We start from the raw sequence: 24846 nt of genomic DNA, 5'->3' as shown, positions 1-24846 counted from the left end.
GATGGCCGGCGAACCGCACGAGCGAGCGGGCGGCGAGCCGCTGTCGTGGAGCGAGGTTGCGGACGCGGTCTGGCTCGCGGCGACGCTCGGAGAACCCGTGGCGCACGAGGCGGGCGAACCGGAACGGCAGCTCGACCCGCCGGCGCCGGCGCCGGAGCCCGAGCCGAGTCCGGACCCGGACCCGGTCGCCGGTCCGCCGTTGCCGTCGGCCGGGGAGCCGGCCCCGGCCACCGGGCGTCAGCGCCGGCCGGTGGCCGGGGGGTTCGCGCGGCAGGTCCACGGTCGCGGCGGCTCGCCGTCGTGGAACGGACAGGCGCCGAGATCGCCGACGATGCCCGGTGGTCCCGACATCCTGCGCGCTCTCCGGCCGCTGAAGCAGCTACGACCTTCGTCGCTCGAGGATGACGTCCAGCTTGACGAGGAACTGACCGCCGAACAGGCGGTCCAGGACGGCCTCTGGCTCCCGGTGCTGAAGCCCGCCACCACGACCCGCGGCCTGGATCTGACTGTCGTGGTCGACGCGGGGGCGTCGATGGCCTTGTGGCAGCCGGAAGTCAGGTCGTTCCTCAAACTCGTGCAACAGCTCGGAGCGTTCCGGACGGTTCGGATCCGCTACCTGGAAACGGAGTCCCGGGCGATAGACGGTTCCCTCGCGCCCGTGCTGCGCGGCGGAACTCCGGACGCGCCCCAGCACAGCGTGGCCGAACTCCTGGACTGGTACGGCGACCGGCTGGTGCTCGTCCTGACCGATGGGATTGCCGAGGCGTGGCGGCGCGACCTGGTTTCGCCGCTGCTCGCGCGGTGGAGCCGGGGAATGCCGGTCGCTCTGGTGCACCTGCTGCCCCAGTACATGTGGAAGAAGGCCGGCATCCCCCTGCACCGTGCGTTGCTGACGTCGCCAGGGCCGTTCCGGCCGAACCGCCGCTACGGGTGTGACGTCCCGGATGCCTGGATGACGATGGCCGATCCGGAAAAGGCACTCGACGATGCGGTGCCCATTCCGGTCCTCGAGCTGGACGGCCGGTGGTTCGGCTGGTGGGTCCGGTTCATCTCCCGCTCGGTCACCGAGGCGGTGCCGGGCACCGTGCTGCTCGCGCGCGAACAGCCGATGCCCGAATCGGAGGACGATGACGAGCCCGCCCTGCCGCCGACGGCCCAAGAACGGGTTCGGCGGTTCCTCGGCACCGCGACTCCGTCAGCGTTCCGCCTCGCGACTTTGCTGGCGGCGGTTCCGGTCAGCCTGCCGATCGCCCGGTTCGTCCTGGCGAAGCTCGTGCCCGAGGCAGGCACTTCGCACCTTGCCGAGGTGTTCACCAGCGGGCTCCTCGGCCGGCCGATGGCCGGTCCCGACCCCGTCGAGGAGGACGCCGTGTTCGAGTTCCCGGCCTCGGTCCGCGAGGCCTTGCTCACGGCCGGTCGGCGAGCGGAGACCGTGCAGGTCGTCACCGTGACCGGACAGCGGTTCGGCGAGCGGCATCCCGTTCTGCTGAGAATCGTGGACGCGCTGGCCGATCCCGACCGGGCGGCGTTGCCCGAAGAGGGCGCGGACATCACGCTCGAGCGCGTGGTGATGCGGGCGCTGTCGGGCCCGTACGCCTGGCGCGCCGAACGCCTGCAGGAGCGGGAACGGGAACTCGCGGTCGCGGCTGAGAGTGACACGACCGGCCAAGACGAGGCGGCGGACGGCTTGGGGCCGCCGGCGGCGGTCGAGCCGAAGGCCGCGGACGAGCGGCTGGTCGCGAACGTCAGGGAGGAGGCGGCCACTTCCCTGCGCAGGGTTCGGCGGATCACCACCGACGCACCGGTGGTGTGGGGTGCGGTTCCCGCCCGCAATCCGGAGTTCGTCGGCCGCCGGGACCTGCTCGACCGCCTCAGTGCGTGTTTGGAATCGGCAGGCAGCGCCGTTCTGCACGGACCGGGCGGTCTCGGCAAGACCCAGCTCGCGGTCGAGTACATCTACCGGCGGCTCCACGACCACGACCTCGTGTGGTGGGTCAGCGCCACCCAGGAAACCCAGATCCGGGCGTCTTTGATGGAACTCGCCCGGCAGTTGCGCCTGCCCGGGGCCGACGAGCCGGTCGTCGCGGTGCCGGCCGTCCTGGACGCTCTCCGCGCCGGCAAGCCATACCGCCGTTGGCTGCTCGTCTTCGACGCTGCCGACGAACCTGAGTTCCTTCGGCCGTTTCTCCCCATCGACGGACCGGGCCGGATCCTGGTCACCGCACGCGACGCCGCCTCCGGCTCCTTCCCGGCGGAACCCCTCCTCGTCGACCGGTTCTCCCGCGCGGAGAGCATCGATCTCCTGCGCCGTCCCGATGCCACGCTCACGGCCGCGGACGCCGATGCCCTCGCGGAAAAGCTGGGTGATCTGCCGATCGCACTTGCCCAGGCCGCGGCGTGGCGGGCCGAGACCGGGATGCCGGTCGCCGAGTACACCCGGTTGCTGGACGAGAAGATGGCCGAACTCGCCGCCATGTCTCCGCGTCCGACGGACTACGAGATTTCCGTGACGGCCGCCTGGAACGTCTCCTTCGACGGGCTCTCGACACGCAACCTGGCCGCGCACCAGCTGCTCCAGGTGTGCGCGTTCTTCGCCGCAGAACCGATTTCCCGCAGCTTGTTCGCCGGGGTCCGCGGTGTGTCGATCGCGCCGGAGCTGGACACCGCGATGCGTGATCCCGTCCTGCTGGACCGGGCGCTCCGGGAAATCAACCGGTGCCGGCTGGCCAAGCTGGACCATCGCAGCGGCACCTTGCTCCTGCACCGGCTCGCGCAGCTGGTGCTGCGCGCGAGGATGACCGACGAGACTCGCTCACAGATGCAGCACGGCGCCCATCTCCTGCTCGGCAACGTCGATCCGAACGACCCGGAGGCGGCCCGGCAGTGGCCGCAGTACCAGATGGTGCTGCCGCACTTCCGGCACGCCGAGCTGATCGACTGCGACGACCCGTGGGTTCGGCGATTGCTGCTCAACCTGGTGAAGTTCCTGTACTTCTCCGGTGATCACCTGGGCTCGGTCGCACTGGCCGAGGAGGTCGTCGCCGCCTGGACGGCGCGGTACGGCGCCGAAGACGCGCAAACGCTGGCCACGTCGGAGCAACTCGGGTTCGTGTTGTGGGTGCTCGGCCGATATGAGGAGTCGTCCGAGGTCAGCAAGCAGACGTTGCGGCTCTACCAGCGGACTTTCGGCCCGGATTCGGAACAGGCACTCGGCGCCGAAGTCCTGGTGGCGACCGGGCTGAAGGCCAAAGGCGACTTCTTCGCCGCGCGCGACCTCAACCGGCAGACCTACGAAAAGGTCCGCTCGCTGTTCGGCGATGACGATCCGACCGCGCTCGAAGCCGCCCACGACCTGGTCGTCTCGCTCCTGCTGGCCGGCGATTACGAACAGGCTCGCAGGCTCAGCGAGGACACCTACGAGCGTCGGTCCGAAGTCTTCGGATACGACAACTGGGAAACCATCCTCACGCTGAACATCATGATCATCTGCCGACGCGAGCTGGGTGACTATTCGTGGGCGCGGATCGAGCAGGAGAAAGTCGTGGAACGGGTCCGGGGGCTGTTCGGCTCGGGGACCGACGGCGTCATCCGCCGGGACTACCACCTCGCGGTGGCGCAACGGAAAGACGGCTATCACGAGGCCGCGCTGAGCCTGTCGGGCAGCGCGCTGGAGCGGTTCCGGCTCAGGTACGGCTCGGACCACCCCAACGCCATGGCGTGCGCGCTCGCCCATTCGATCGACCTGCGCAACACCGGTGATCTGCCGACCTCGCTGGAACTGGGTGAGCAGGCGCTGGCACTGTACCGGAGCAGCTTGGGGGCCCGGCACCCGCACACGCTGGCCGCTGAGGCGGACATCGGCGTCACCTTGCGTCTGCTCGGTGATCCAGAGAATGCACTGGCCAGGGACGAGCGCGCGCTGGCCGGATTGCACGACCGGCTGGGAGCGGTCCACCCGCACGTGCTGGCGTGCTCGATCAACACGGCGAACGACTTCTCCTTGCTCGGTGAGGTACAACGGTCCCTGCGGATGAACACGGAAACGCTGGCGCGGCTGCGCCGGGCCCTGCCCGAAAGCCACCCCACCACTCTGGCGGCCCGGCTCAACCGGGCACTGGACCTGGAACGGCTCGGCCGCAACCGGGAAGCGTCGAGTCAGCACCGGGACGTGCTCGTCGTGGCAGACCGGGTGCTGCGCCCCGGCCATCCGGCGATCACGGCAGCGGAGAACGCGGTGCGAGCGGAGTGCGACATCGACCCGATACCGTTGTAGCCCGGTCAGGACGGCGCTTGGCCGATCCAGGCGGCCAATTCCTCCACAGCCGGGCTCCTTCGCGCATCGCGCAGCATCCGGTGAACTGCGCGAACCATCTCTGGCGTGCCGAGCAAGGCACGTTTGGCCGGCCCGTCCGGCAAGGAAAGACCGAGGCCGATCAGCGCTTCCGGATGGTCCGGATCCTGTTCGAGGACGGACCGATAAGCGGCGCGCGCTTGGTCGGTCGAACCGGCGACCAGCCGGAAGTCGCCTTCAAGCGCGCCCGGGACGTCCGGCCAGACTTGCGACAGCTTGGTTTCGCCGTCGCGGCTGAACCGGACCCGGATCAGGTCGGCGCGGGCGTTGGCCCACTCCCCGTCCGAAACGATGTCGAGACGGCCGCCCGGAACCACCCTCGGGCAAGACTCTCCGTGCAACCAGGCGCGGACGACGTCGGTGGTCGTTTCAGGTTCGGCACGGAAGTGGCGTAACCGCCAGCCGGCGTAGTGGTCCGCGGCCAGCGTCTCCGCCCACTCCACTGCTTCAGGGGCGACCGGCTCCGATTGCCATGGCCTGAATACGCCGGCGAGTTCACCCAGGAACCGTCGTCCGGCGGCAGTCAGCGCGGCGTCGTCCCGGATCGCTTCGAGGGTTTGCCAGGTCTGGGCACGCCAGTGGGCGAACTCGAAGGCAGCCAACCGGTTTTCCGGGCACGCCTGTGAGAGCGCACGCCAAAAAGCCGAAACGCCGAAGAACGCGTAAATCCCGTGCACGAGGCCACCGAGTGGTCGCGGGTCTTCCCGCCAAGGGGCGTAGAGCCGCTCGGTGCGGTCGTCATCGTGCAGCCGCACGAGTTGCAGTAGTCCGCCGAGCCGGATGTGCTGAAACTCGTGCACGAGCGCCGCGGCGAGCGTGGCCGGCTCCTCGGCGTCCGGTGCGGCGATGACCGCGCTTCCGAAAGCTTCGCCCGTCGACGCGCTGGGGAGCTGGAACGGGACTGCCGGTTGCGGCACGATCGACGTCAGGCCGGCCGGAAGGACCTTCGCGTACTCCGGGAGATGCTCGACGATCAGCTGCCAGGCTTCGCCCAGCAGGTCCTGCCAGCTCGCCGCCGCGGATCCCGCGAGCCGGTCCGGCGGAATCGGGTGGTAGAGGCCGCGATGGGGATCCAGGTCGTCGAGACGCAGGTCCAGGGTTGTCCCGCCGGCTTCGAACCGGAACTCCCGGAGGGGAAACCACGCCGGTGAACCGGGCGCGACCTGCGAGCGGTCGCCGCTGATCGTGAAAGTGCCCGCGGCTCCGTGTACGTCGGCGGTCGTGAACCCGCCGCCCTCGTCCAGCCGGGCCGCGCCCAGCGTCGGCAGCACCACGGTGTCGTTCCAGACCGGCACCCGGATCGTGAACTCCACGCCCGCGTGGATCGCGGCGGCGGCGGCGAGCGTGTGGAAGTAGCCATAGTGGACCCAGAGTGGGCATTCACCGGCGAGGTTTTGCTCGACGAGGCGGGTCAGGTACCCGGCCCAGCTCCCGGTGTAGGGGTGGGCGATCACTCTTTCCAGCGCGTCGGGCTCGGCGACCTGAGCCCGCACGAGCAGCTCCCAGGCTCCTTCGGCGGCGGATGAGAGTGGACCGGGCAGGCGTCCGTCCGTCTCCGCCCGCTCGGCGAGGCCGGCAAGCAGGAGCAACCGGCGGCTGCGGTCGGCGCTGCGCAACAGGTTCACGGCGGTCACTCCGCCACCGCCGACGGCCAGCCGGTCGAAGATGTCCCAAGAAATCGAGTGCAGGTCCGGATGGGACGCCAGGTGGTCCTTGGTGCGCACGATGTGTCTCCGGAGCGCTCAGTCGACCCGTTTGGCGCCGCCGCTGCCGCTCGCGGTCACCGGAATGTGGGCGGTCCGTTCCGCGGCGTGACGGATCGAGCGGCGAAGCATGACGGGATCTAGTTTCCGCAGTTCCGACAGTGAGAACGCACTCAGGTCGAGGAGTTCGGATTTGATCCCCGGTTGTCCATTGCCATCCGGCGATCGCATGCCGAAAATTCCTCTTCCACAACTGTCGAATCGGTAGGGTCTGAGTGTAAGTTATCACACACGTTGCGCTGCGCCATTCGGGTGATCCCCTGTTAACTATTTGTGCTGGCAGCAGCGACTTGAGGGGGAGAATGCGATGAAACAGCTGTTCGAAAGCACGCTGAGTTATACGGCGGTTGCTCTTGGGTACGACAGGAGAGGCGCATTTCGGGCGGACTTATTGTCGATTTGTCGCGACGACAATGATCGTCTGCGCTGTGGGCTAGTCCGCGACGCCCAGGGCTGTATGCAGAAGTGCCGTCAACTCGGCTTCGAAGTGTTGCCGGTTCGCGACGCGGCGCGTGCGAGCCAGGTCGTTCGCTATGGTCAGCGCCGCGTGGACCGTGATCTTCGCTTCCCGCGGCGGCAGTCCCGGACGCGCCGACGAAAGCAGTGTCACCCACTGGGCCACGTAATCCCGCTGAACCCGCAGCAGGTCCGCCTTGTCCCGGTCGGGCATCGTGACGCGGTCCGCGGAGAACGACACCAGCAGTTCCGGCGTGTGCAGAATCGTGTGCACGTACGAAGCTGCCAGGCGCCGTAGGGCCGAGCGTTCGTCCGACGTCTGCAGCGCACGCTCGGCCGCCAGCGCCAGTCTGTCCGCCGCTCGGTGGCCAATCGCGACCATGAGAGCGGCCTTGCTCGGGAAGTGGCGGTAGACGCTCGGGCCCGCTATGCCCGCCGCCGCGCCGATGTCCTCCATGCTCACGTCGTGGAAGCCTCGCTGGGCGAACAAGCTCGTCGCTGCCGCCAGGACCTGCTCGCGGCGGGACGGTGTACCCAGGCCCACCACAGGCGGAGAAGGCTCGGAAGACGGCGAAGGCAGTGTGGCGTTCAGCACATCCAGGGCCAGTTCGACCAAGAGCGCGGCGAAGCGGCGGCGGGCCACCGACGTGTGGTGCACCGACACGCTGCCGAACACCGACAGGGCCGCCCAGCAGAGCAGTTCGGCGTCTTCGGACGACAGCTCCGGGCGGCGGATCTGCAGGGCCTTCGCCCACGTCGCCAGCGCCAGAGCCGAGCGGCGGCCGATCTCTCGCTGGTCCTCCTTGGGCAGGTGCCGGCCTTCCCAACGCCAGAGCGCCGCGATCTCCCGGCGCTCGACGGCCTGGGTTGCCAGCCGTGTGAGCAGGGCTTCCAGCTGGTCGGCGGGGGAATCGGCGTCCGTGAGCGCCTCCGCCGTCGCCGCCTCCAGGTCCTCGAAGCCGCTCACGACCACGTACGCCAGGATCGCCTGCTTGTCCGCGAAGTGACGGTACAACGCCGGGCCGGTGACGCCCGCCGCGTCCGCTATGTCCTTGATGCCGACGCCCGGGAAGCCGCGCGCGCGGAACAGCTCCGCCGCGACCGCGGCCAGCTGGGCCTTGCGGTCGCGCGGTCGCACGCTGCGCTCGACGTCGGTCATGGTGAAAGCACGATAGCGGGTAACGGCACACCTGCAACCCATTGACACCATGGGGTTATCCGGCGATATGTTAATGGGCATTAGCCCTACTGGCCGGTATCCTCGGCCACGGTACGACGACGTCCGACACGCTCGCGAGGAGTTGTTCAGTGAGTAGCGAGGCCTACATCTACGAGGCGATCCGCACGCCTCGCGGCAAGAACAAGGGCGGTGCCCTGCACGGCGCCAAGCCGGTCGACCTGGTGGTCGGCCTGATCAACGAACTCAAGGTCCGCCACCCGAACCTCGACCCCGCCGCGATCGACGACATCGTCCTCGGCGTCGTCTCCCCGGTCGGCGAGCAGGGCGCCGTCATCGCGCGCACCGCCGCGCTGAACGCGGGCCTCCCCGAAACCGTCGCCGGCGTGCAGCTCAACCGCTTCTGCGCGTCCGGCCTCGAGGCCACCAACACCGCCGCGCAGAAGATCCGCTCCGGCTGGGACCACCTGGTCATCGGCGGTGGTGTCGAGTCGATGTCGCGGGTGCCGATGGGCTCCGACGGCGGCGCGCTGTTCATGGACCCGGCCACCGCCTACGACAACTACATCGTCCCGCAGGGCATCGGCGCGGACCTGATCGCGACCATGGAGGGCTTCTCGCGCGAGGACGTCGACGCGTGGGCCGTCCGCTCGCAGGAGCGCGCCGAGGCTGCCTGGTCCGGCGGCTACTTCGCGAAGTCCGTCGTGCCGGTCAAGGACATCAACGGCGTCACGATCCTGGACCACGACGAGCACCGCCGTCCCGGCTCGACGATCGAAGGCCTCGGCAAGCTCAAGCCCGCCTTCACGACCATCGGCGAGATGGGCGGCTTCGACGCCGTCGCGCTGCAGAAGTACCACTCGGTCGAAAAGATCGACCACGTCCACACCGGCGGCAACTCCTCCGGCATCGTCGACGGCGCCGCGCTGGTGCTGGTCGGGTCCGAGCAGGTCGGCAAGACCTTCGGGCTGACTCCGCGCGCCCGGATCGTGGCGACCGCGACCGTCGGCTCCGAACCGACGATCATGCTCACCGGCCCCACCCCGGCCACCGAGAAGGTGCTGAAGACCGCGGGCCTCAAGCCCGAGGACATCGACCTGTGGGAGCTCAACGAGGCGTTCGCCTCCGTCGTGCTCAAGTGGATCAAGGACCTGCACCTCGACGAGGAGAAGGTCAACGTCAACGGCGGCGCGATCGCCATGGGCCACCCGCTCGGCGCCACCGGCGCGATGCTGGTCGGCACGGTCGTCGACGAGCTGGAACGCCGCCAGGCGCGTCGCGCGCTGGTGACCCTGTGCATCGGCGGCGGCATGGGCGTCGCGACCATCATCGAGCGGGTGTGAGGACACTAATGGCCGAGAGCAAGACCATCCGCTGGGAGCAGGACGAAGACGGCATCGTCACCCTGACCCTGGACGACCCGAAGCAGTCGGCGAACACGATGAACGCCGACTTCCGCGAGTCGCTCGGCGTGACCGTCGACCGCCTGGAGGCCGAGAAGGACTCCATCACCGGCGTCGTCATCACGTCCGCGAAGAAGACGTTCTTCGCCGGCGGCGACCTGAACGACCTGATCCAGGCCAAGCCCGAGCACGCGGTCGAACTGACCGAGGGCAGCAGCCTGATGAAGGGGCAGATGCGCCGCATCGAGCAGCTCGGCAAGCCGGTCGTCGCGGCGATCAACGGCGCCGCGCTCGGCGGGGGCCTGGAGATCGCGCTGGCTACGCACCACCGCATCGCGGCCGACGTCAAGGGCAGCCAGATCGGCCTGCCCGAGGTGACGCTGGGCCTGCTGCCCGGCGGCGGTGGCGTAGTCCGCACTGTCCGATTGCTGGGTATCCAGAGCGCGCTGCTGAACGTCCTGCTGCAGGGGCAGCGGCACCGCCCGGCCAAGGCACTCGAGCTCGGCCTCGTGCACGAGCTCGTCGGCACGGTCGAGGAGCTCGTCCCCGCCGCGAAGGCGTGGATCAAGGCGAACCCCGAAGGCGGCGTCCAGCCGTGGGACGTCAAGGGCTACAAGATCCCGGGCGGGACCCCGTCGAACCCGAGCTTCGCGGCCAACCTGCCCGCGTTCCCGGCGAACCTGCGCAAGCAGATCAAGGGCGCGAACATGCCGGCGCCGCGGGCGATCCTGGCCGCCGCGATCGAGGGCGCGCAGGTCGACTTCGACACCGCGCTCCAGATCGAGACGCGCTACTTCATCCACCTCGCCACCGGCCAGGTCTCGAAGAACATGACGAAGGCGTTCTTCTTCGACCTGCAGACCATCAACTCCGGCGGCTCGCGGCCGGACGGCTTCGAGAAGTACACGGCTCGCAAGGTGGGTGTCCTCGGCGCGGGCATGATGGGTGCCGCGATCGCGTACGTCTCGGCGAAGGCGGGCATCGACGTCGTCCTGAAGGACGTCTCGCAGGAGGCGGCCGAGAAGGGCAAGGGCTACGCGGTCAAGCTCGAGGAGAAGGCCCTCTCGCGCGGCAAGACCACGCAGGAGAAGTCGGACGCGCTGCTGGCGAAGATCAAGCCGACCGGTGACCCGGCCGACTTCGCGGGCGTCGACTTCGTCATCGAGGCCGTCTTCGAGAGCGTCGAGCTGAAGCACAAGGTGTTCGGCGAGATCGAGAGCATCGTCAACGCCGACGCCGTCCTGGGCTCCAACACCTCGACCCTGCCGATCACCACCCTCGCCGAGGGCGTGCAGCGGACCGAGGACTTCATCGGGATCCACTTCTTCTCGCCGGTGGACAAGATGCCGCTGGTCGAGATCATCTGCGGCGAGAAGACGTCGCCGGCCACGCTGGCCAAAGTCTTCGACTACACGCTGCAGATCAAGAAGACCCCGATCGTCGTCAACGACAGCCGCGGCTTCTTCACCTCGCGCGTGATCGGCACGTTCATCAACGAGGCCGTCGCCGCGCTGGGTGAGGGCGTCGAACCGGCGTCGATCGAGCAGGCGGGTGCGCAGGCGGGCTACCCGGCGCCGCCGCTGCAGCTGATGGACGAGCTGACGCTGACCCTGCCGCGCAAGATCCGCAAGGAGACGCGCGAAGCCGTCGAGGCCGCGGGTGGCACGTGGAAGGCGCACGCGTCCGAGTCCGTGATCGACCGGATGGTCGAGGAGTACGACCGCAAGGGCCGCTCGACCGGCGCGGGCTTCTACGAGTACGACGAGAACGGCAAGCGCACCGGGCTGTGGCCGGGCCTGCGCGACGCGTTCAAGTCCGGCTCGGCGCAGGTGCCGTTCGAGGACCTCAAGGAGCGGATGCTCTTCGCCGAGGCACTCGAGACAGTCAAGTGCTTCGACGAGGGCGTGCTGACGTCGGTGGCCGACGCCAACATCGGCTCCATCTTCGGCATCGGCTTCCCGGCGTGGACCGGTGGCGTCATCCAGTACATCAACCAGTACGAGGGTGGCCTGCAGGGCTTCGTCGACCGGGCCCGCGAGCTGGCCGCCCGCTACGGCGACCACTTCGAGCCGCCCGCTTCGCTGGTGGAGAAGGCCGCCAAGGGCGAGATCTACGAGTAAACGGCGGTTAACGGGCCGTTCCCCGCGCGGGGAACGGCCCGTTCCGTCACAGTGCGACGGCGACTTCCGCGTGGCTCACGTGGTCGTCCCAGTGGCTCAGCGCCCGCTGTGCCTTCTCTTCGACAACGGCTTCTTCGTAGCTGTCGCCGGCGAAGCCGCGTACGGCGTCGAGGTCGGCGAAGAACGTGATCGAGGTGAACTCGACCTCTTCGCCGTCAGCCCGGCGCAGCAATCGGGCTCCCCGGAAGCCGGGCAGCTCCCGCAGGTGCTCCGCCACCTCGGTTTCGTAGTGCCGCTGGTAGTCGTCGGCCGTCGCGGCGGATGCCCAGCCCCGCCAGGTGCGCGCGATCATCGGTGCCCCCGTCCGTCGAGGGGCTCGACGGTACCCGGCTTTCCGCGCGGAAAGCCGTGGCCGGCCCCCGCCGAAGTGTCCGGGAGCCTGTCCACCTGGAATTCGCCGAAAAGCCACCGGGCCCGGTTAATCTCCGCCCATGCGCCGTCCCGTCACGGTGGCACTGGCCGCCGCTCTGTTCGCCTCTGTTCTGACAACGATGTCAGGCGCCGCTGAGCTGAGTCCCGCCGACTTCGTCGATCCGCTCGTCGGGTCGGCCGGGGACGGCAACACCTACCCCGGTGCCACCGCGCCCTTCGGCATGCTCGCCTGGAGCCCGACCAGCACCCGCGGCGACCAGACGTCCACCGGCGCCGCCAACGGCTACCAGTACGACACCACCCGGATCCGCGGCTTCAGCCTGACCCACGTCAACGGCGCCGGTTGCAACCCGGGCGCCGCCGGGGACGTGCCGATTCTGCCGTTCGCCGGTGACGTCACCTCCTCGCCGACCGCCGACACCGCCGACACGGTCTACGCGAGCAACTTCAGCCACGCCGACGAAGCCGCGACGGCCGGCCGCTACCGGCTGGGGCTCGCGAACGGCGTCACGACCGATGCCGCCGCGACCGAGCGGACCGCGATCGCCACGCTGACCTACCCGCAGGACAAGCCCGCCGCCCTGCTCTTCCGGACGTCGAACTCGCTCAACGGCAGCGAAGACGCCGAGACCCACATCGACGCGAAGAACCGCGAGATCACCGGGTCCGTGCTCACCGGTGCGTTCTGCGGCCGCCGCGCGAACGGCGGCGTCAACAACCGCAAGTCCTACTACCGCCTGTACTTCACCGCGCAGTTCGACCGGCCCGTCACCGGCACCGGGACGTGGAAGGACGCGACGCTCCAGCCTGGCGGCACGGACCAGACCGGCGGCGAAGGCTACGCGACGGGCAAGGACCGTGCCGGACGCGGCTCCGGCGGCTACGTCACCTTCGCGCCCGGCAGCGAGGTCACCATGCGCATCGGGGTCTCCTACGTCTCCCTCGAAGGCGCCGAGCGCAACGTCCGCGCCGAGCAGCCGGAAAAGTCCACGGTGAACACCGTTGCCGAGAAGACCGGGAAAGCGTGGAACGCCGAGCTGGACCGCGTGCGGGTCAGCGGCGGCACGGCCAACCAGCGGATCGTCTTCACCACCGCGCTCTACCACAGCCTGCAGCAGCCCAGTCTCGTCAGCGACGTGGACGGCCGGTACCTCGGGATGGACCGGCAGGTGCACCGCGTCGAACGCGGGCAGGACGCGCAGTACTCGAACTTCTCCGGCTGGGATCAGTACCGCGCGCAGGTGCAGCTGCTGGCGCTGCTGGAACCGCGCGTCGCCGGGAACTTCGCCCAGTCCCTCTACAACTACGCGAAGCAGAACGACGGCGTCTGGGACCGCTGGGTGCACGTCAACGGCGCCACGCACGTCATGACCGGTGACCCGTCGGCGGCGACCCTCGCGACGTTCTACGCCATGGGTGTCCGCAACTTCGACTACCGCGGTGCCTTCGACTCGCTGTACAAGCAGGCGACCGTGCCGCGGCCGGAGGGACTGCAGGACGGCGGCTGCCCCGGCCAGTGCGTCGGCCAGCGGCCGAACCTCGCGCAGTACCTGACGTCGCACTACGCGCCCCACGACGTCTGCCACTGCTGGGGTGGCGCCGCCGAGACGCTCGAAGACTCCGTCGCGGACTTCGCAATCGGACATTTCGCAGAGTTGCTGGGCCGCACTCGCGAAGCCGCGGAGTTGCACGCCCGGGGCGCGTACTGGCGGAATGTCTTCAACCCGGAGACCGGCTACATGCAGGCCCGCAACGTCGACGGCAGCTGGGTGACGCCGTTCGACCCGGCGAGCGACCGCGGATTCGCCCAGGGCAGCGCGGCGGCCTACACCTGGATGGTGCCGCAGGACGTCTCCGGCCTCGCCGTCGCGATGGGCGGCAAGGCGGCCGCGATCACCCGGCTCGACGGCTTCTTCCACGACAGCAGCGGGAACTGGCAGCTCAAGGGCGGCGGCCCGCTCAAGTACGACCCGACGAACGAGCCGGACATCCACGCACCGTGGCTGTACAACGAACTCGGGCAGCCGTGGAAGACCCAGGAGACCGTGCGGCAACTGGTGAACTCCGTCTACACGACCGGGCCGTCCGGCCTGCCCGGCAACGACGACCTCGGCACGATGTCCGCCTGGTATGTCTTCGCCGCCCTCGGGATATATCCACGCACACCCGGCACCGGTGAGCTGCTGCTGTCGAGCCCGCTCTTCCCGGGCGCCGTGATCCGGCCGGCGGGTGGCGCGCCGATCCGGATCACGACGTCGGGCAGCGGGAAGTACGTCCAGGACGTCCGCCGCGGGAGCAAGCCGCAGCGCGACTGGAAGGTCGACGCTTCCTTCCTGCGCGGGGGAAGCCTGGACTTTCGTCTGTCCGAGGCGCCCACCACCTGGGGGAGTTAGGGTTCCAGCGCGAAGTGCGGGAGGCGGCGGTCCAGCCACGCCGGCAGCCACCAGGCGCGGGCGCCCAGGAGACGCATGATCGCCGGGACGACGAGGCAGCGGATCACCAGCGCGTCCAGCAGCACCGCGACCGCGAGACCGAGGCCGAACTGGGCCAGCATCCGCGACGGGTCGAGCAGGAACGCCCCGAACACCAGGACCATGATCGCGCCGGCCGCGGTGATCACGGCGCCGGTCGAGGCCAGTCCTTCGCGCACCGCCCGCCGCGCGTCGCCGGTGCGCCGCCACTCCTCGTGCATCCGCGACACGAGGAACACCTCGTAGTCCATCGACAGCCCGAACACGATCGCGAAGATCATCACCGGGACGAACGCCTCGATCGGGCCGGGTTGCGCACCGAACCAGCCGTCGCCGAACACCAGCGTCATCACGCCCAGCGAAGCGCCGATGCTCAGCAGGTTCAGCAGCGCCGCCTTGAGCGGGATGAGGATCGACCGGAACACCACCATCAGCAGCAACGCGGACAACCCGACGACGACCAGCACGAACAGCGGCAGCCGGTCGGCGACGGCGCCGGCGAAGTCCGTCGCGGCCGCGACCGAGCCGCCGACGAGGTAGTGGCCCGGCAGTGACGGCAAGACCTCGGTCCGCAGCCGCGTCACCAGGTCGGCGGTCGCCGCGTCCTGCGGTGACGTCGCCGGGAACGCGAGCACCGTCGGACCCATCGGCGGCAGGACCCGGGCGATCCCGGGCGTCGACGCGAGTTTCCGCTGCAGCGCGACGGGGTCGCCGTCCTCGGAGACGATCGCGAGCGGCCCGGTGAAGCCCGGCCCGAAGCCCTCGGCCAGCAGGTCGTACGCCTGCCTCGTGGTGGACCCGGCGGGGTCGGTGCTCGCGTCGGCGAACCCGAGCCGCATGCCCGCGGCCGGAACGGACAGTCCGATGAGGGCGATGAGGCCGATCGCGAGCGGCGCGAGCGGGCGCCGCTGGACGCCGTCGGCGAGCCGTCGCCACGCCTTGCCGTGCTCGCGCCGGACGGCGTGACGGCGGATCCCGCGCTCCAGCCGCTTGCCGAACAGCGACAGCAGCGCGGGCAGGAGCGTCACCGACGCGAGCATCGTCATCAGAACGGTGAGCGCGACCGACAGCGCGACTCCGCGCAGCCCGCCGAGTCCCAGCGCGAGCAGCCCGAGCAGGGCGATGATCACCGTCGTCCCAGCGAACAGCACCGAGCGGCCGGCCGTGTCGAGGGCCCGCCGGGCGGCGGCTTCGCGGTCGAAGCCGGCCAGGATCTCGGCGCGGTAGCGGGAGAAGATCAGCAGTGCGTAGTCGACGCCGACGCCGAACCCGACCAGCATCATCAGCGGCGAGGTGTAGCTCGCGATGTCGACGAAGTGCGAGACGACCGTGATGACGCCCAGCGTGCTCCCGACGGCGAACACCGCGGTGAGGACCGGCAGCCCGGCGGCGAGCAGCGAGCGGAACAGGAACACGAGGACGACCAGCGCGGCGAGCAGGCCGACGCCTTCCGCGGGACCGCCGCTCTCGGAGATGCGCTTGATCGGGTCCCCGGCGAGGGCGACCTCGACCGGCCCGGCCTGCTTCGCGGTGTCGGCGAACTTGACGATGTCGTCGTAGGGAAGGTCGGTCGAGGCCGCGTCGAAGGTGACCGTGGCGTAGCCGATCCGGCCGTCGGGCGACAGCGTCTCGAACGGCCCGGTCACCGAGCGCACGTGCGGCAGGGACCGGACGTTCTCGAGCATGTGTCCGATTGCGGCGCGTTGCGTGCCGAGCCCGTTGTCGGCTTTCAGCACGATCTGCGCGCTCGCGCCGGACTGCGCGGTGTTCTTCAGCAGGTCGACGACCTGCTGCGATTCGGTGCCGGGCAGCGAGTTGTCGTCGTGGAACGCGCTCCCGGCGAGCTGGGAGGTGAACGTGACGCCGATGAGAACCAGCGCCCAGAGTGCGACGGCGAGCCACCGGTGGCGCTGCGCCCAGCCGGCCAGCCTGGCCAGCGGGCCCCCGGAGGGGCGAGTGAGGGTGTCCATGGCGGACAAGGATTCGCGAGAAGGGCCCTACCGCGCGTCGCGCCGCGGAGGACACTTCGCGTGCTCCCGGCGGTGTCCCCTAAGTCGTTTCCCGTACTACCGGGGGTGTACGGCTCAGGGGGTCAGCCACCGCGGTGTCACGGCGCCGGACTCGTAGGCGAGGACGACCAGCTGCGCCCGGTCGCGCATGCCGGTCTTGGTCATGATGCGGCTGACGTGCGTCTTCGCCGTCGCCGGGCTGAGCGTGAGCTCGCGGGCGATCTCGTCGTTCGACAGGCCCGCCGCGACCAGGGCGAGCACTTCGCGTTCGCGGTCGGTGAGCCGGTCCAGCGCCGGGGCAGGCCCCGGGCGGGTGACCCGCGCGGCGAACTCAGAGATCAGCCGCCGGGTGATGGACGGCGCCAGCAGCGCGTCGCCGCGGGCGGCCACGCGCACGGCGTGGACCAGCTCTTCCGGCTCGGTGTCCTTGACCAGGAACCCGCTCGCGCCCGCGCGCAGCGCGCCGTAGACGTCCTCGTCGAGGTCGAACGTCGTGAGGATGACGACCTTCGTGCCGGCGAGTGCGGGGTCTGCCAGGAGGTGCCGCGTGGCGGCCAGGCCGTCGAGCACGGGCATGCGGATGTCCATCAGCACAACGTCCGGGCGGTGGTCGTGCGCGGCCTGCAGCGCCTCGCGCCCGTCCGCGGCTTCGGCCACGACCGTGATGTCGTCCTCGCCGTCCAAAATGGACCGGAAGCCGGCGCGGACCAGCCGCTGGTCGTCGACGAGCAGAACCCGGATCATCGGCCCATCATCGCACCGGCAGCCGGGCGCGCACCCGGAAACCGCCGTCCTCCTTCGGCGACGCCGTCAGCTCGCCGCCGAGCGCCCGCGCCCGTTCGGCCATGCCCCGGATGCCGTTGCCCGGCGGGGCCTCACCGCCGCGGCCGTCGTCGTCGACCTGCACGGACAGCGCGTCGGGGCCGTAGCCGAGCCGGACGACGACGGTCTTCGCGCCGGCGTGCTTGGCGACGTTCGTCAGTGCCTCCTGGACCACCCGGAACGCGGCGTGCTCGACGTCCGGCGGCAGGTCGTGCGCGACGCCGTCGATCTCGGTGCGCACGGTCAGCCCGGACGCGCCGACCGATTCGGCCAGCTCCGCGACCCGGGACAGCGACGGCCGGTCGGCTTGGCGGAGCATGCCGAGCGTCGCGCGCAACTCCTGGAGCGCGGTCTTGCTGGCGTCCTTGATGGTGCCGAGGGCCGCCTCGGCCTGTGCGGGGTCACGGCGGTGCAGCGCGGCGCCGGCCTGGACGTTGATCAGCGCGAGGTGGTGGCCGAGGACGTCGTGCAGCTCGCGCGCGATGCGCAGGCGTTCGTCGGTGGCCCGCGCCCGGGCCTCGGCTTCCTTGGTGCGTTCGGCCTCGGCGCGGTAGTGCGCGACGGCGCCGCCGGCGACCAGGGCGACGAACCAGCCGGTCATCAGGAAGAACGCGAAGTTGTCGACGTGCCGGCCGGTCCGCGAGCTGATCTCACCGACGGTGACGCCCGCCATCGCGGCGACGACGAGCAGCACGGCACCGCGGATCCGCCCGGCCGCGGCGGCCGCGTACAGCGCGTAGGCGAAGGCCAGCAGGACCAGGCCGTCCGGGTCGGTCAGCGGGTAGTAGACGGCGCAGCAAACGAGCGTTAACCCGGCGACGCTCAGCGGGTAGCGGCGCCGGAGGAAGAGCAAGGCGCAGCAGAGGACGGTCAGCACCCAGCCGAGCGCGGCGTGGTGGGCGGGCTTGGCGCCGTCGTTCAGCACGGCGAACAGCGAGCCGACGAGCACCGCGACGGTGACCGCGAGCTCCGCCGCGCAACGCCGCAACCAGGACATGCGCCCAGTCTAGGAGCACGGCGTTACAGCTGTGGCCGGAATGGAACCGATTGTTTTCCAAAATCATTTCCGGTGTAACGAAGAACGGCTTTCGATCGACACCCGCCACGTTAATTCGTCATGCTAAGGAGTCCTCGTGCGGATGAAGTTCGGTGTGGTGCTGGCCGTGGGTGTCCTGGTCGCCGGGTGCGGTGTGGGTGCCGTGCCACCCAAGGATCAGGGCACGGTAGGCGTTCTCGAAACGCCGACGTCGACGTATTCGACACCGGCGTATTCGTCTCCCGCGCCGACCGAAACCACCACTCCGGTCGCGACGACTTCAGAAGCGCCGGTGGTCACTACGGCTGCGCCTGCCACAAAGGCGGCCGCGCCCAAAACGACCGTGGTCAAGCCGAAGACCACCGCGCAAGCCGCGCCGGAACCGGCCGGGTGCGGGGCCGACTACTACCGGAACTCCGACGGCAACTGCGTCCACCGGCCCAGCGACAACCCGTCGGGTGCCACCGCCCAGTGCAAGGACGGCACCTACAGCTACAGCCAGCACCGCTCCGGTACCTGCTCCGGCCACGGCGGCGTCAAGACCTGGCTGTGACGAAGGCAGTATTCCGAACGAAACCGGGTACCCGGTCAGTACAGTGCATGAAGTTGCATGATGTGTACTAACTACGCACTGGGGGTTGCCGGTGTCCGGTCGGTCCGGCCGCGCGATCGTCGTCGTGCTCGCCTCGTGCGGGCTCGTCGCGGCGTTCATGCAGACACTGGTCGTGCCGCTGATCCCGGTCTTCCCGCGGCTGCTGCACGCGTCGGCGGCCGATGCGTCCTGGGTGGTCACCGTGACACTGCTGGCCGCGTCCGTCATCACGCCGGTCAGCGGACGGCTCGGCGACCTCTACGGCAAGCGGCGGATGATCCTCGTCAGCCTCGGCCTGCTCATCGCCGGTTCGGTCGTGTCCGCGACGACGAGCGCGCTCGCGTTCCAGATCCTCGGCCGCGGGCTGCAGGGCTGCGCGATGGGCGTGATCCCGCTCGGCATCAGCATCATGCGCGACGAACTGCCGCCCGAACGCGTCGGCGGCGCGATCTCGCTGATGAGCGCGACGCTCGGGGTCGGTGGCGCGATCGGGCTGCCGGTCGCGGCCGTCGTCGCCCAGAACACCGACTGGCACGTGCTCTTCTGGACCGCGGCCGGCCTCGGGCTGGCCTGTGCGCTGCTGATCCTCACCGTGGTGCCGGAGTCGCCGCTGCGCACCCCCGCGCCGTTCGACTACTTCGGCGCGTTCGGCCTGGCCGCCGGGTTGCTCTGCCTGCTGCTGCCAGTCGTCAAGGGCGGCACCTGGGGCTGGGCCAGCGCGCCGACGCTCGGGCTCGCCGCGGCCGCTGTCGTCATCCTGCTCGCCTGGGGCACCTACCAGCTGCGCCGCCGTGACCCGCTGGTCGACCTGCGGGTGTCCGCCCGCCGCCCGGTGCTGTTCACGAACCTCGCCTCGATCATGGTCGGGTTCGCGATGTACGCCATGGCGTTGTCGTTCCCGCAGCTGCTGCAAGCCTCGGCCGCGACCGGCTACGGGCTGGGCCAGACGATGGTGGAGTCGGGGTTGTCGCTGGCCCCGAACGGGCTGGTGATGATGCTGCTCTCGCCGGTCTCGGCACGGCTCATCGCCCGGTTCGGCCCGCGCCCGACGCTGATGAGCGGCGCGCTGGTGATCGCCACCGGGTACGTGTTCGCGATCGTCCTGATGGACAACGCGTTCGAGCTGATCACGGCGTCGGTGATCATCGGCGGCGGCGTCGGCATCGCGTACGCGGCGATGCCCGCGCTGATCATGGGTTCGGTGCCGGTCACCGAAACGGCGTCGGCGAACGGCCTGAACTCCCTGATGCGCTCGGTCGGCACGGCGGTCTCGAGCGCGGTCATGGCGGCGATGCTGGCCCAGCTGACGATCACGGTGGGCGGCCTGCCGGTACCGTCGCTGGCCGGCTTCCGCGCGACGTTCGCGGTGGCCGCGTTCGCCGCGCTGGCGGGTGTGCTGCTGGCGGCGCTGGTCCCGAAGACGCGGACCGCGCCGGAGCTGGTCGCCGTCTAGTTCTTGCGCGCCACCAGCGCCAGGCCGCCGCTTTCCGCAGGATTCGGGTGGACTTCGTCCGGGCGCCACTCGGGGATGAACACGATGCCCGGGTCGACGATCTCGAAGCCGTCGACGAGCGCGCGGAGCTCGTCGGCCGAGCGCGGCGTGACGGGGTTCGCGCTCTGCTTGTACATCTCGACGGCGCGAGTGGTGCCTTCGCCCTGCTGCTCGTACGTGGCCGACGACAGCGCGAGGTAGCTGCCGGGCGCGAGCGCGTCGCGGTAGGCGGCGATCAGCCGGGCCGGGTCGCGGGAGTCCGGGATGAAGTGCACGAACAGCGCCATCACGACCATCACCGGCTGGTCCAGGTCCAGCATCATCTCGGTGATGTCGTGTTCGAGGACGTCGTCGGGGAACTCGGCGTCGGCGTGCACCATCGCCGCGTTGTCGTTGTCCTCCAGCACGATCTCGCTGTGCGCGACCGCGACCGGCTCGTTGTCGACGTAGACGACCCGCGCCTTCGGGTCGACCGCCTGGGCCACCTCGTGCACGTGCCCGACGGTCGGCATGCCCGAGCCGATGTCGAGGAACTGCCGGATGCCCTGGTCCGTCCCGAACCGGATGGCCCGGCGCAGCCACTGCCGGTTGAGCCGCGCCCGCTCCCGCGCGTTCGGCTGCGCGGTGAGCACCTGTTCCGCGAACATCCGGTCCACGGCGTAGTTGAGCTCCCCGCCGAGGATGTAGTCGTACACGCGCGCGGCGTTGGGCTTGTCGAGGTCGATGCCCCGCCGCGCGTACTCGTCTTCGCTCATCCGCCGCTCCCTGGATCAGGTGTGCCGCGAGAATAGCCGGACCCGCCGGTCAGCCCGCGGGGTGACTCGGGTCGTTCAGTCTGTGCGGTGTCCGATTGCGAAGCAGCCGTCCTCGATCCCTAGATCTTGCGGGCGACCAGGGCCAGCTGGCTGGCCTGCTCCGGGTGCTCGCCGACTTCGGCGGGGTCGTCCGGGCGCCACTCCGGCGTGAACACGATTCCGGGCGGGAGGATCTCGAAGCCGTCCATCAGCGCGCGCAGCTCCTCCTTCGACCGCGCGACGACGTCGGTGCCGCTCTTCTGGTAGAGCTCGGCCGCGCGGCGCACCTCCTCGCCCTGGCCCTCGAACGTGCCCGATGACAGCGCCAGGTAGCTGCCCGGGACGATCGCGTCGCGGTAGGCCGCGACCAGCCCGGCGGGGTCGCGCTCGTCCGGGATGAAGTGGATGAACGCCGCCATGATCACCATCACCGGCCGGCTGAAGTCCAGCAGCCCCTCGGTCGTCGGGTGCTCGAGGACGTCGGCCGGGAACTCGGCGTCGGCCTGCACCATCGCCGCGTTGTCGTTCTCCTGCAGCACGATCTCGCTGTGCGCGACGGCGACCGGCTCGTTGTCGACGTAGACCACCCGGGACTCCGGGTCGATCGACTGGACGACCTCGTGCACGTGCCCGACCGTCGGCATGCCCGAGCCGATGTCCAGGAACTGGCGGACGCCCTGCTCGGCGCCGAAGCGCACGGCACGGCGCAGCCACCGCCGGTTCAGCAGGGCCAGGTCCTTGGCCTCCGGCCGCACCTGGAGGATCTGCTCGGCGAACATCCGGTCGATCGCGTAGTTGAGCTTGCCGCCGATCAGGTAGTCGTACACGCGCGCCGCGTTCGGCTTGTCGAAGTCGATCCCGCGCTTCGCGTGTTCGTCGGTCATCGTCGCTCCTCGCCGTCGGTGTGACGGGAGAATAGTCCGGTTCTACAGCAGCGGGGGCACCACGGCGTCGATGAGGTGCGGGCCCGGCTCGGCGAAGGCCCGCTGCAGCTGCCCCGCGAGCTCTTCGGCCGTCGTCGCCCGTGACGCGGGGACGCCCATGCCCTCCGCGATCTTCACGAAGTCCATGTCCGGCCGGGACAGGTCGAGCAGGTCGTTCGCCTTCGGCCCGCCCGACGCCGCGCCGACGCGCTGCAGCTCCAGCCGCAGGATCGCGTACGCGCGGTTGTTGAGCAGGACCGTCGTGACGTTCAGGTTCTCCCGCGCCTGCGTCCAGAGCGCCGAGATCGTGTACAACGCGCTGCCGTCCGATTGCAGGTTCAGCACCGGCCGCTCCGGCGCCGCGACGGCCGCCCCGGTCGCCACCGGCATGCCGTAGCCGATCGCGCCGCCGGTCAGCGTCAGCACGTCGTGGCGCGGTGCGCCGGCCGTCGCCGTCGGCAGCATCAGGCCGGACGTGTTGGCCTCGTCGGCGATGATCGCGTTCTCCGGCAGCAACGCCCCGATGACGTCGACCCAGTTCTGCGGGGTCAGCGGCCCGCTCGGCAGCGCGGGCCGGGACGCCTCCGCGAGCACGGGTTCGGTGTCCGCGGCGACCAGATCGGCGACCTCGTTCAGCGCGCGCGTGACGTCCTGGCCGACCGACGCGAGCGTGTGCACCTGGGCGCCTTCGGGCACCAGATCGCTGGCCTTGCCCGGGTAGGCGAAGAACGACACGGGCGCCTTCGTGCCCGCGACGACGACGTGCTTGATGCCGTCGAGCTGGTAGGCGACCTGCTCGGCGAGGTAGCCGAGCCGCTCGACGGCCGGCAGGCCGGCGCCGCGCTCCAGACGAGACGGGAACGTCTCGACGAACACCTTCGCGCCGGTCGCAGCCCCGATCCGGCTGGCGGCGCGCAGGCCTTCTTCGCGGCACGCGCTGCCGCCGACGAGCAGGGCCACCGGCTCCCCGGTGCCGAACACCGCGGCGACGTCCTTGACGGTCGTGGCGTCCATGGCCTGCGGCACCCGCGGCGGGATCGGCGCGCACGTCTCGCCGCCCTCGCCCCACGACGCGTCGGCGGGCAGGATGAGCGTGGCCACCCGGCCCGGCGCGTCCTGCGCGGCCGCGACCGCCGCGGCGGCGTCCGCCCCGACGTCCTTCGTGTGCTCCGAGCGGCGCACCCAGCCTTCCAGCGAGCCCGCGACGGCCTCGATGTCCGACTCCAGCGGCGCGTCGTACTGCTTGTGGTAGGTCGCGTGGTCCCCGACGACGTTGACGATCGGCGTGTGCGCGCGGCGCGCGTTGTGCAGGTTCGCCAGGCCGTTGCCCAGGCCGGGGCCGAGGTGCAGCAGCGTCGCGGCGGGCTTCCCGGCGATCCGCGCGTACCCGTCGGCCGCGCCGGTGACGACGCCTTCGAACAGCGCGAGCACGCCCCGCATCTCGGGCACGGTGTCGAGCGCGGCGACGAAGTGCATCTCCGACGTGCCGGGATTCGCGAAGCACACCTCGACACCGGCGTCGACCAGGGTGCGGATCAGGGACTGGGCGCCGTTCAGCTCGCTCATGCGGTTCCTTCGGGGAAGAGAACGCCGGGGTTGAGGATCCCGGTGGGGTCGAAGCTCTGCTTGATCCGGCGCATCAGCTCGATCTTCGCCGGGTCTTCGAGTTCCTGGTGGTAACCGGCCTTGGTACGACCGAGGCCGTGCTCGCCGGAGATCGCGCCGCCGAGTTCCATCCCGTAGGCGAAGATATCGGTGAGCAGCTGCTTCCGCTTGGCCGCGTCCTTGCAGAAGATCCCGAAGTGGACGTTGCCGTCGCCCGCGTGCCCGCAGCCGAGCGCACCGCCGCCGGCGGCCAGCGCCAGCTCCCGCGCCTTCGAGATGAACTGCGGCATCGCGGTACGCGGCACGACGACGTCGATCACGTCGTCGGCACCGGCCGCCTTCGCGGTCCAGAAGGCCTTCTCGCGAGCCTCGATGAGCTTGCGCGCCGCGTTGCCTTCGAGGACGTAGACGTCGGTCGCGCCGAGTTCGCCGAGCAGCTCGCCGACGGTCTCAACGTCTTCCTCGAGCCGTCCCGTCTCGCGGTTCTCCAGCGCGACCACGAGGTACGCCTCGGTGGTCTCGCGGATCTTGTCGGGGACGCCGAGCTCGAGCTTCTCGTTGTAGACGATCGCCGCCATCGTCAGGTTGTCGATGTACTCGAGGATGTGCGGGGCGAGCCCGCTGGAGAGGATCTCCGGCACGGCGGCCATCACCTGGCCGAAGTTGCCGAAGGGGGCGAGCACCGTGGCGCCGTGGGGCAGCCGCGGGTGCAGCTTGACGGTGATCTCGGTGGCCAGCGCGAGGGTGCCTTCGGAGCCGATGATCAGCTGGGTGAGGTCGTAGCCGGTGGACACCTTCGACGTCTTGCCGCCGGTGCGGATGATTTCGCCGGTCGGCAGCACGGCCTGCAGGCCGAGGACGTTGTGGCGGGTGACGCCGTACTTCACCGCGCGCATCCCGCCGGCGTTGGTCCCGACGTTCCCGCCGACGCTCGCACTGAGCTCACCGGGGTAGACGGTGTAGCTGAGCCCGGCTTCGGCGGTCTTGGCGTCGAGTTCGGCGAGGGTCACGCCGGGCTGGACGACCGCGACGTGGTTCCCGGTGTCGACTTCGAGGACGGCGTTCATGCGCTCGAAGGAGATCAGCAGCCCGTCTTCTCTGGGCCGGGCGGCCCCGGACAGCCCGCTCCCGGATCCGCGGGCCGTCACGGGGACGTTGTGCTCCGAAGCGGCCTTCAGCAGCTCCGCGACTTCTTCGGCCGTTGCCGGCTTCGCCACGTACGCGGGCTTCTGCGGCTCAGCCGTCAGCGCTTCGTCGTGCGCGTAGTCCTCGGAGATCGCTTCGCCCGTGAGCAGGTTCTTGTCCCCGACGATCTCGGCCAGCCGTGCCGTCACGTCGCCCATCGGCAGTTTCTCCTCCGCGCCGTCGCTGTGGTTACCGCAGCGTAGTACGTACCGCCG

General features: G+C 70.1%; 17 protein-coding genes. 6 read left to right on the top strand and 11 right to left on the bottom strand.

Annotated features, from left to right (window positions below; genetic code table 11):
• The first annotated feature begins 1 nt into the window (after position 1).
• Positions 2–4273, top strand: a complete 4272-nt coding sequence (gene fxsT / locus CF165_RS16060) for an FxSxx-COOH system tetratricopeptide repeat protein (protein ID WP_093948303.1) — start codon at positions 2–4, stop codon at positions 4271–4273.
• A gap of 5 nt (positions 4274–4278) precedes the next feature.
• Here the strand turns inward: fxsT and CF165_RS16055 are convergent, their stop codons facing one another.
• The 3 genes from CF165_RS16055 to CF165_RS16050 form a co-directional block, all read right to left on the bottom strand.
• Positions 4279–5805 carry an aKG-HExxH-type peptide beta-hydroxylase gene (locus tag CF165_RS16055; protein WP_240521624.1) on the bottom strand — a complete coding sequence of 509 codons (1527 nt, stop codon included), beginning with the start codon at positions 5803–5805 and terminating at the stop codon, positions 4279–4281.
• 288 nt (positions 5806–6093) lie between these two features.
• Positions 6094–6285, bottom strand: coding sequence for a hypothetical protein (locus tag CF165_RS50250; RefSeq protein WP_143268600.1), 192 nt, complete (start codon positions 6283–6285; stop codon positions 6094–6096).
• Positions 6286–6547: 262 nt separating this feature from the next.
• Positions 6548–7729 (bottom strand): TetR/AcrR family transcriptional regulator, encoded by a 1182-nt coding sequence (locus tag CF165_RS16050; RefSeq protein ID WP_093948302.1) that lies wholly within the window; start codon positions 7727–7729, stop codon positions 6548–6550.
• 149 nt (positions 7730–7878) lie between these two features.
• On the opposite strand from CF165_RS16050, the gene CF165_RS16045 reads away from it, so the two are divergent.
• A complete protein-coding gene (locus tag CF165_RS16045; RefSeq protein WP_093948301.1) occupies positions 7879–9090 on the top strand; it encodes an acetyl-CoA C-acetyltransferase in 1212 nt (403 codons plus the stop codon).
• A gap of 8 nt (positions 9091–9098) precedes the next feature.
• Entirely contained in the window at positions 9099–11270 is a 2172-nt protein-coding gene (locus CF165_RS16040; RefSeq protein ID WP_093948300.1) for a 3-hydroxyacyl-CoA dehydrogenase NAD-binding domain-containing protein, read from the top strand.
• A 46-nt stretch (positions 11271–11316) separates the two neighbouring features.
• On the opposite strand, the gene CF165_RS16035 is transcribed toward CF165_RS16040, so the two are convergent.
• Entirely contained in the window at positions 11317–11622 is a 306-nt protein-coding gene (locus CF165_RS16035) for an antibiotic biosynthesis monooxygenase family protein (RefSeq protein WP_093948299.1), read from the bottom strand.
• Between the two features lie 139 nt (positions 11623–11761).
• On the opposite strand from CF165_RS16035, the gene CF165_RS16030 reads away from it, so the two are divergent.
• Positions 11762–14095: a GH92 family glycosyl hydrolase gene (locus tag CF165_RS16030; RefSeq protein WP_093948298.1), complete on the top strand. Its 2334-nt coding sequence runs from the start codon at positions 11762–11764 to the stop codon at positions 14093–14095.
• On the opposite strand, the gene CF165_RS16025 is transcribed toward CF165_RS16030, so the two are convergent.
• From CF165_RS16025 to CF165_RS16015, 3 genes are all read right to left on the bottom strand, one after another.
• A complete protein-coding gene (locus CF165_RS16025) occupies positions 14092–16143 on the bottom strand; it encodes an MMPL family transporter (RefSeq protein ID WP_093948297.1) in 2052 nt (683 codons plus the stop codon). The genes CF165_RS16030 and CF165_RS16025 overlap by 4 nt on opposite strands.
• 114 nt (positions 16144–16257) lie before the next feature.
• The gene (locus CF165_RS16020) at positions 16258–16926 is read right to left on the bottom strand and encodes a response regulator (protein WP_093948296.1); all 669 of its coding nucleotides are present in this window, start codon (positions 16924–16926) and stop codon (positions 16258–16260) included.
• A 7-nt stretch (positions 16927–16933) separates the two neighbouring features.
• Positions 16934–18001 (bottom strand): sensor histidine kinase, encoded by a 1068-nt coding sequence (locus tag CF165_RS16015; protein ID WP_093948295.1) that lies wholly within the window; start codon positions 17999–18001, stop codon positions 16934–16936.
• A gap of 142 nt (positions 18002–18143) precedes the next feature.
• Here CF165_RS16015 and CF165_RS16010 point away from each other — a divergent pair, with 142 nt between their 5' ends.
• Both CF165_RS16010 and CF165_RS16005 read left to right on the top strand, forming a co-directional pair.
• The gene (locus CF165_RS16010) at positions 18144–18593 is read left to right on the top strand and encodes a DUF3761 domain-containing protein (RefSeq protein WP_093948294.1); all 450 of its coding nucleotides are present in this window, start codon (positions 18144–18146) and stop codon (positions 18591–18593) included.
• Between the two features lie 91 nt (positions 18594–18684).
• Entirely contained in the window at positions 18685–20085 is a 1401-nt protein-coding gene (locus tag CF165_RS16005) for an MFS transporter (protein ID WP_205660869.1), read from the top strand.
• Here the strand turns inward: CF165_RS16005 and CF165_RS16000 are convergent.
• The 4 genes from CF165_RS16000 to CF165_RS15985 all read right to left on the bottom strand — a co-directional run bounded on the left by CF165_RS16000 (position 20082) and on the right by CF165_RS15985 (position 24789).
• Positions 20082–20879, bottom strand: coding sequence for an SAM-dependent methyltransferase (locus tag CF165_RS16000; protein WP_093948292.1), 798 nt, complete (start codon positions 20877–20879; stop codon positions 20082–20084). The two genes, CF165_RS16005 and CF165_RS16000, sit on opposite strands and share 4 nt — an antisense overlap.
• 119 nt (positions 20880–20998) lie before the next feature.
• A complete protein-coding gene (locus CF165_RS15995; RefSeq protein ID WP_093948291.1) occupies positions 20999–21802 on the bottom strand; it encodes an SAM-dependent methyltransferase in 804 nt (267 codons plus the stop codon).
• 42 nt (positions 21803–21844) lie between these two features.
• Positions 21845–23407 carry an acetolactate synthase large subunit gene (locus CF165_RS15990; protein WP_093948290.1) on the bottom strand — a complete coding sequence of 521 codons (1563 nt, stop codon included), beginning with the start codon at positions 23405–23407 and terminating at the stop codon, positions 21845–21847.
• Positions 23404–24789, bottom strand: coding sequence for an FAD-binding oxidoreductase (locus CF165_RS15985; RefSeq protein WP_093948289.1), 1386 nt, complete (start codon positions 24787–24789; stop codon positions 23404–23406). Before CF165_RS15985 ends, CF165_RS15990 begins: the two co-directional genes overlap by 4 nt.
• Positions 24790–24846: the final 57 nt, after the last annotated feature.

The organism is Amycolatopsis vastitatis, from assembly GCF_002234595.1.
Taxonomy (GTDB): Bacteria; Actinomycetota; Actinomycetes; order Mycobacteriales; family Pseudonocardiaceae; genus Amycolatopsis; species Amycolatopsis vastitatis.
This window is presented reverse-complemented; position numbering and strand designations above follow the sequence as displayed.

Coding starts and splice junctions, on each gene's coding strand:
- CF165_RS16030 (WP_093948298.1), top strand. CDS start 11,762: ATGCGCCGTCCCGTCACGGTGGCACTGGCCGCCGCTCTGTTCGCCTCT.
- CF165_RS50250 (WP_143268600.1), bottom strand. CDS start 6,285: ATGCGATCGCCGGATGGCAATGGACAACCGGGGATCAAATCCGAACTC.
- fxsT (WP_093948303.1), top strand. CDS start 2: ATGGCCGGCGAACCGCACGAGCGAGCGGGCGGCGAGCCGCTGTCGTGG.
- CF165_RS15990 (WP_093948290.1), bottom strand. CDS start 23,407: ATGAGCGAGCTGAACGGCGCCCAGTCCCTGATCCGCACCCTGGTCGAC.
- CF165_RS15985 (WP_093948289.1), bottom strand. CDS start 24,789: ATGGGCGACGTGACGGCACGGCTGGCCGAGATCGTCGGGGACAAGAAC.
- CF165_RS16035 (WP_093948299.1), bottom strand. CDS start 11,622: ATGATCGCGCGCACCTGGCGGGGCTGGGCATCCGCCGCGACGGCCGAC.
- CF165_RS16020 (WP_093948296.1), bottom strand. CDS start 16,926: ATGATCCGGGTTCTGCTCGTCGACGACCAGCGGCTGGTCCGCGCCGGC.
- CF165_RS16050 (WP_093948302.1), bottom strand. CDS start 7,729: ATGACCGACGTCGAGCGCAGCGTGCGACCGCGCGACCGCAAGGCCCAG.
- CF165_RS16010 (WP_093948294.1), top strand. CDS start 18,144: ATGAAGTTCGGTGTGGTGCTGGCCGTGGGTGTCCTGGTCGCCGGGTGC.
- CF165_RS15995 (WP_093948291.1), bottom strand. CDS start 21,802: ATGACCGACGAACACGCGAAGCGCGGGATCGACTTCGACAAGCCGAAC.
- CF165_RS16025 (WP_093948297.1), bottom strand. CDS start 16,143: ATGGACACCCTCACTCGCCCCTCCGGGGGCCCGCTGGCCAGGCTGGCC.
- CF165_RS16000 (WP_093948292.1), bottom strand. CDS start 20,879: ATGAGCGAAGACGAGTACGCGCGGCGGGGCATCGACCTCGACAAGCCC.
- CF165_RS16040 (WP_093948300.1), top strand. CDS start 9,099: ATGGCCGAGAGCAAGACCATCCGCTGGGAGCAGGACGAAGACGGCATC.
- CF165_RS16015 (WP_093948295.1), bottom strand. CDS start 18,001: ATGTCCTGGTTGCGGCGTTGCGCGGCGGAGCTCGCGGTCACCGTCGCG.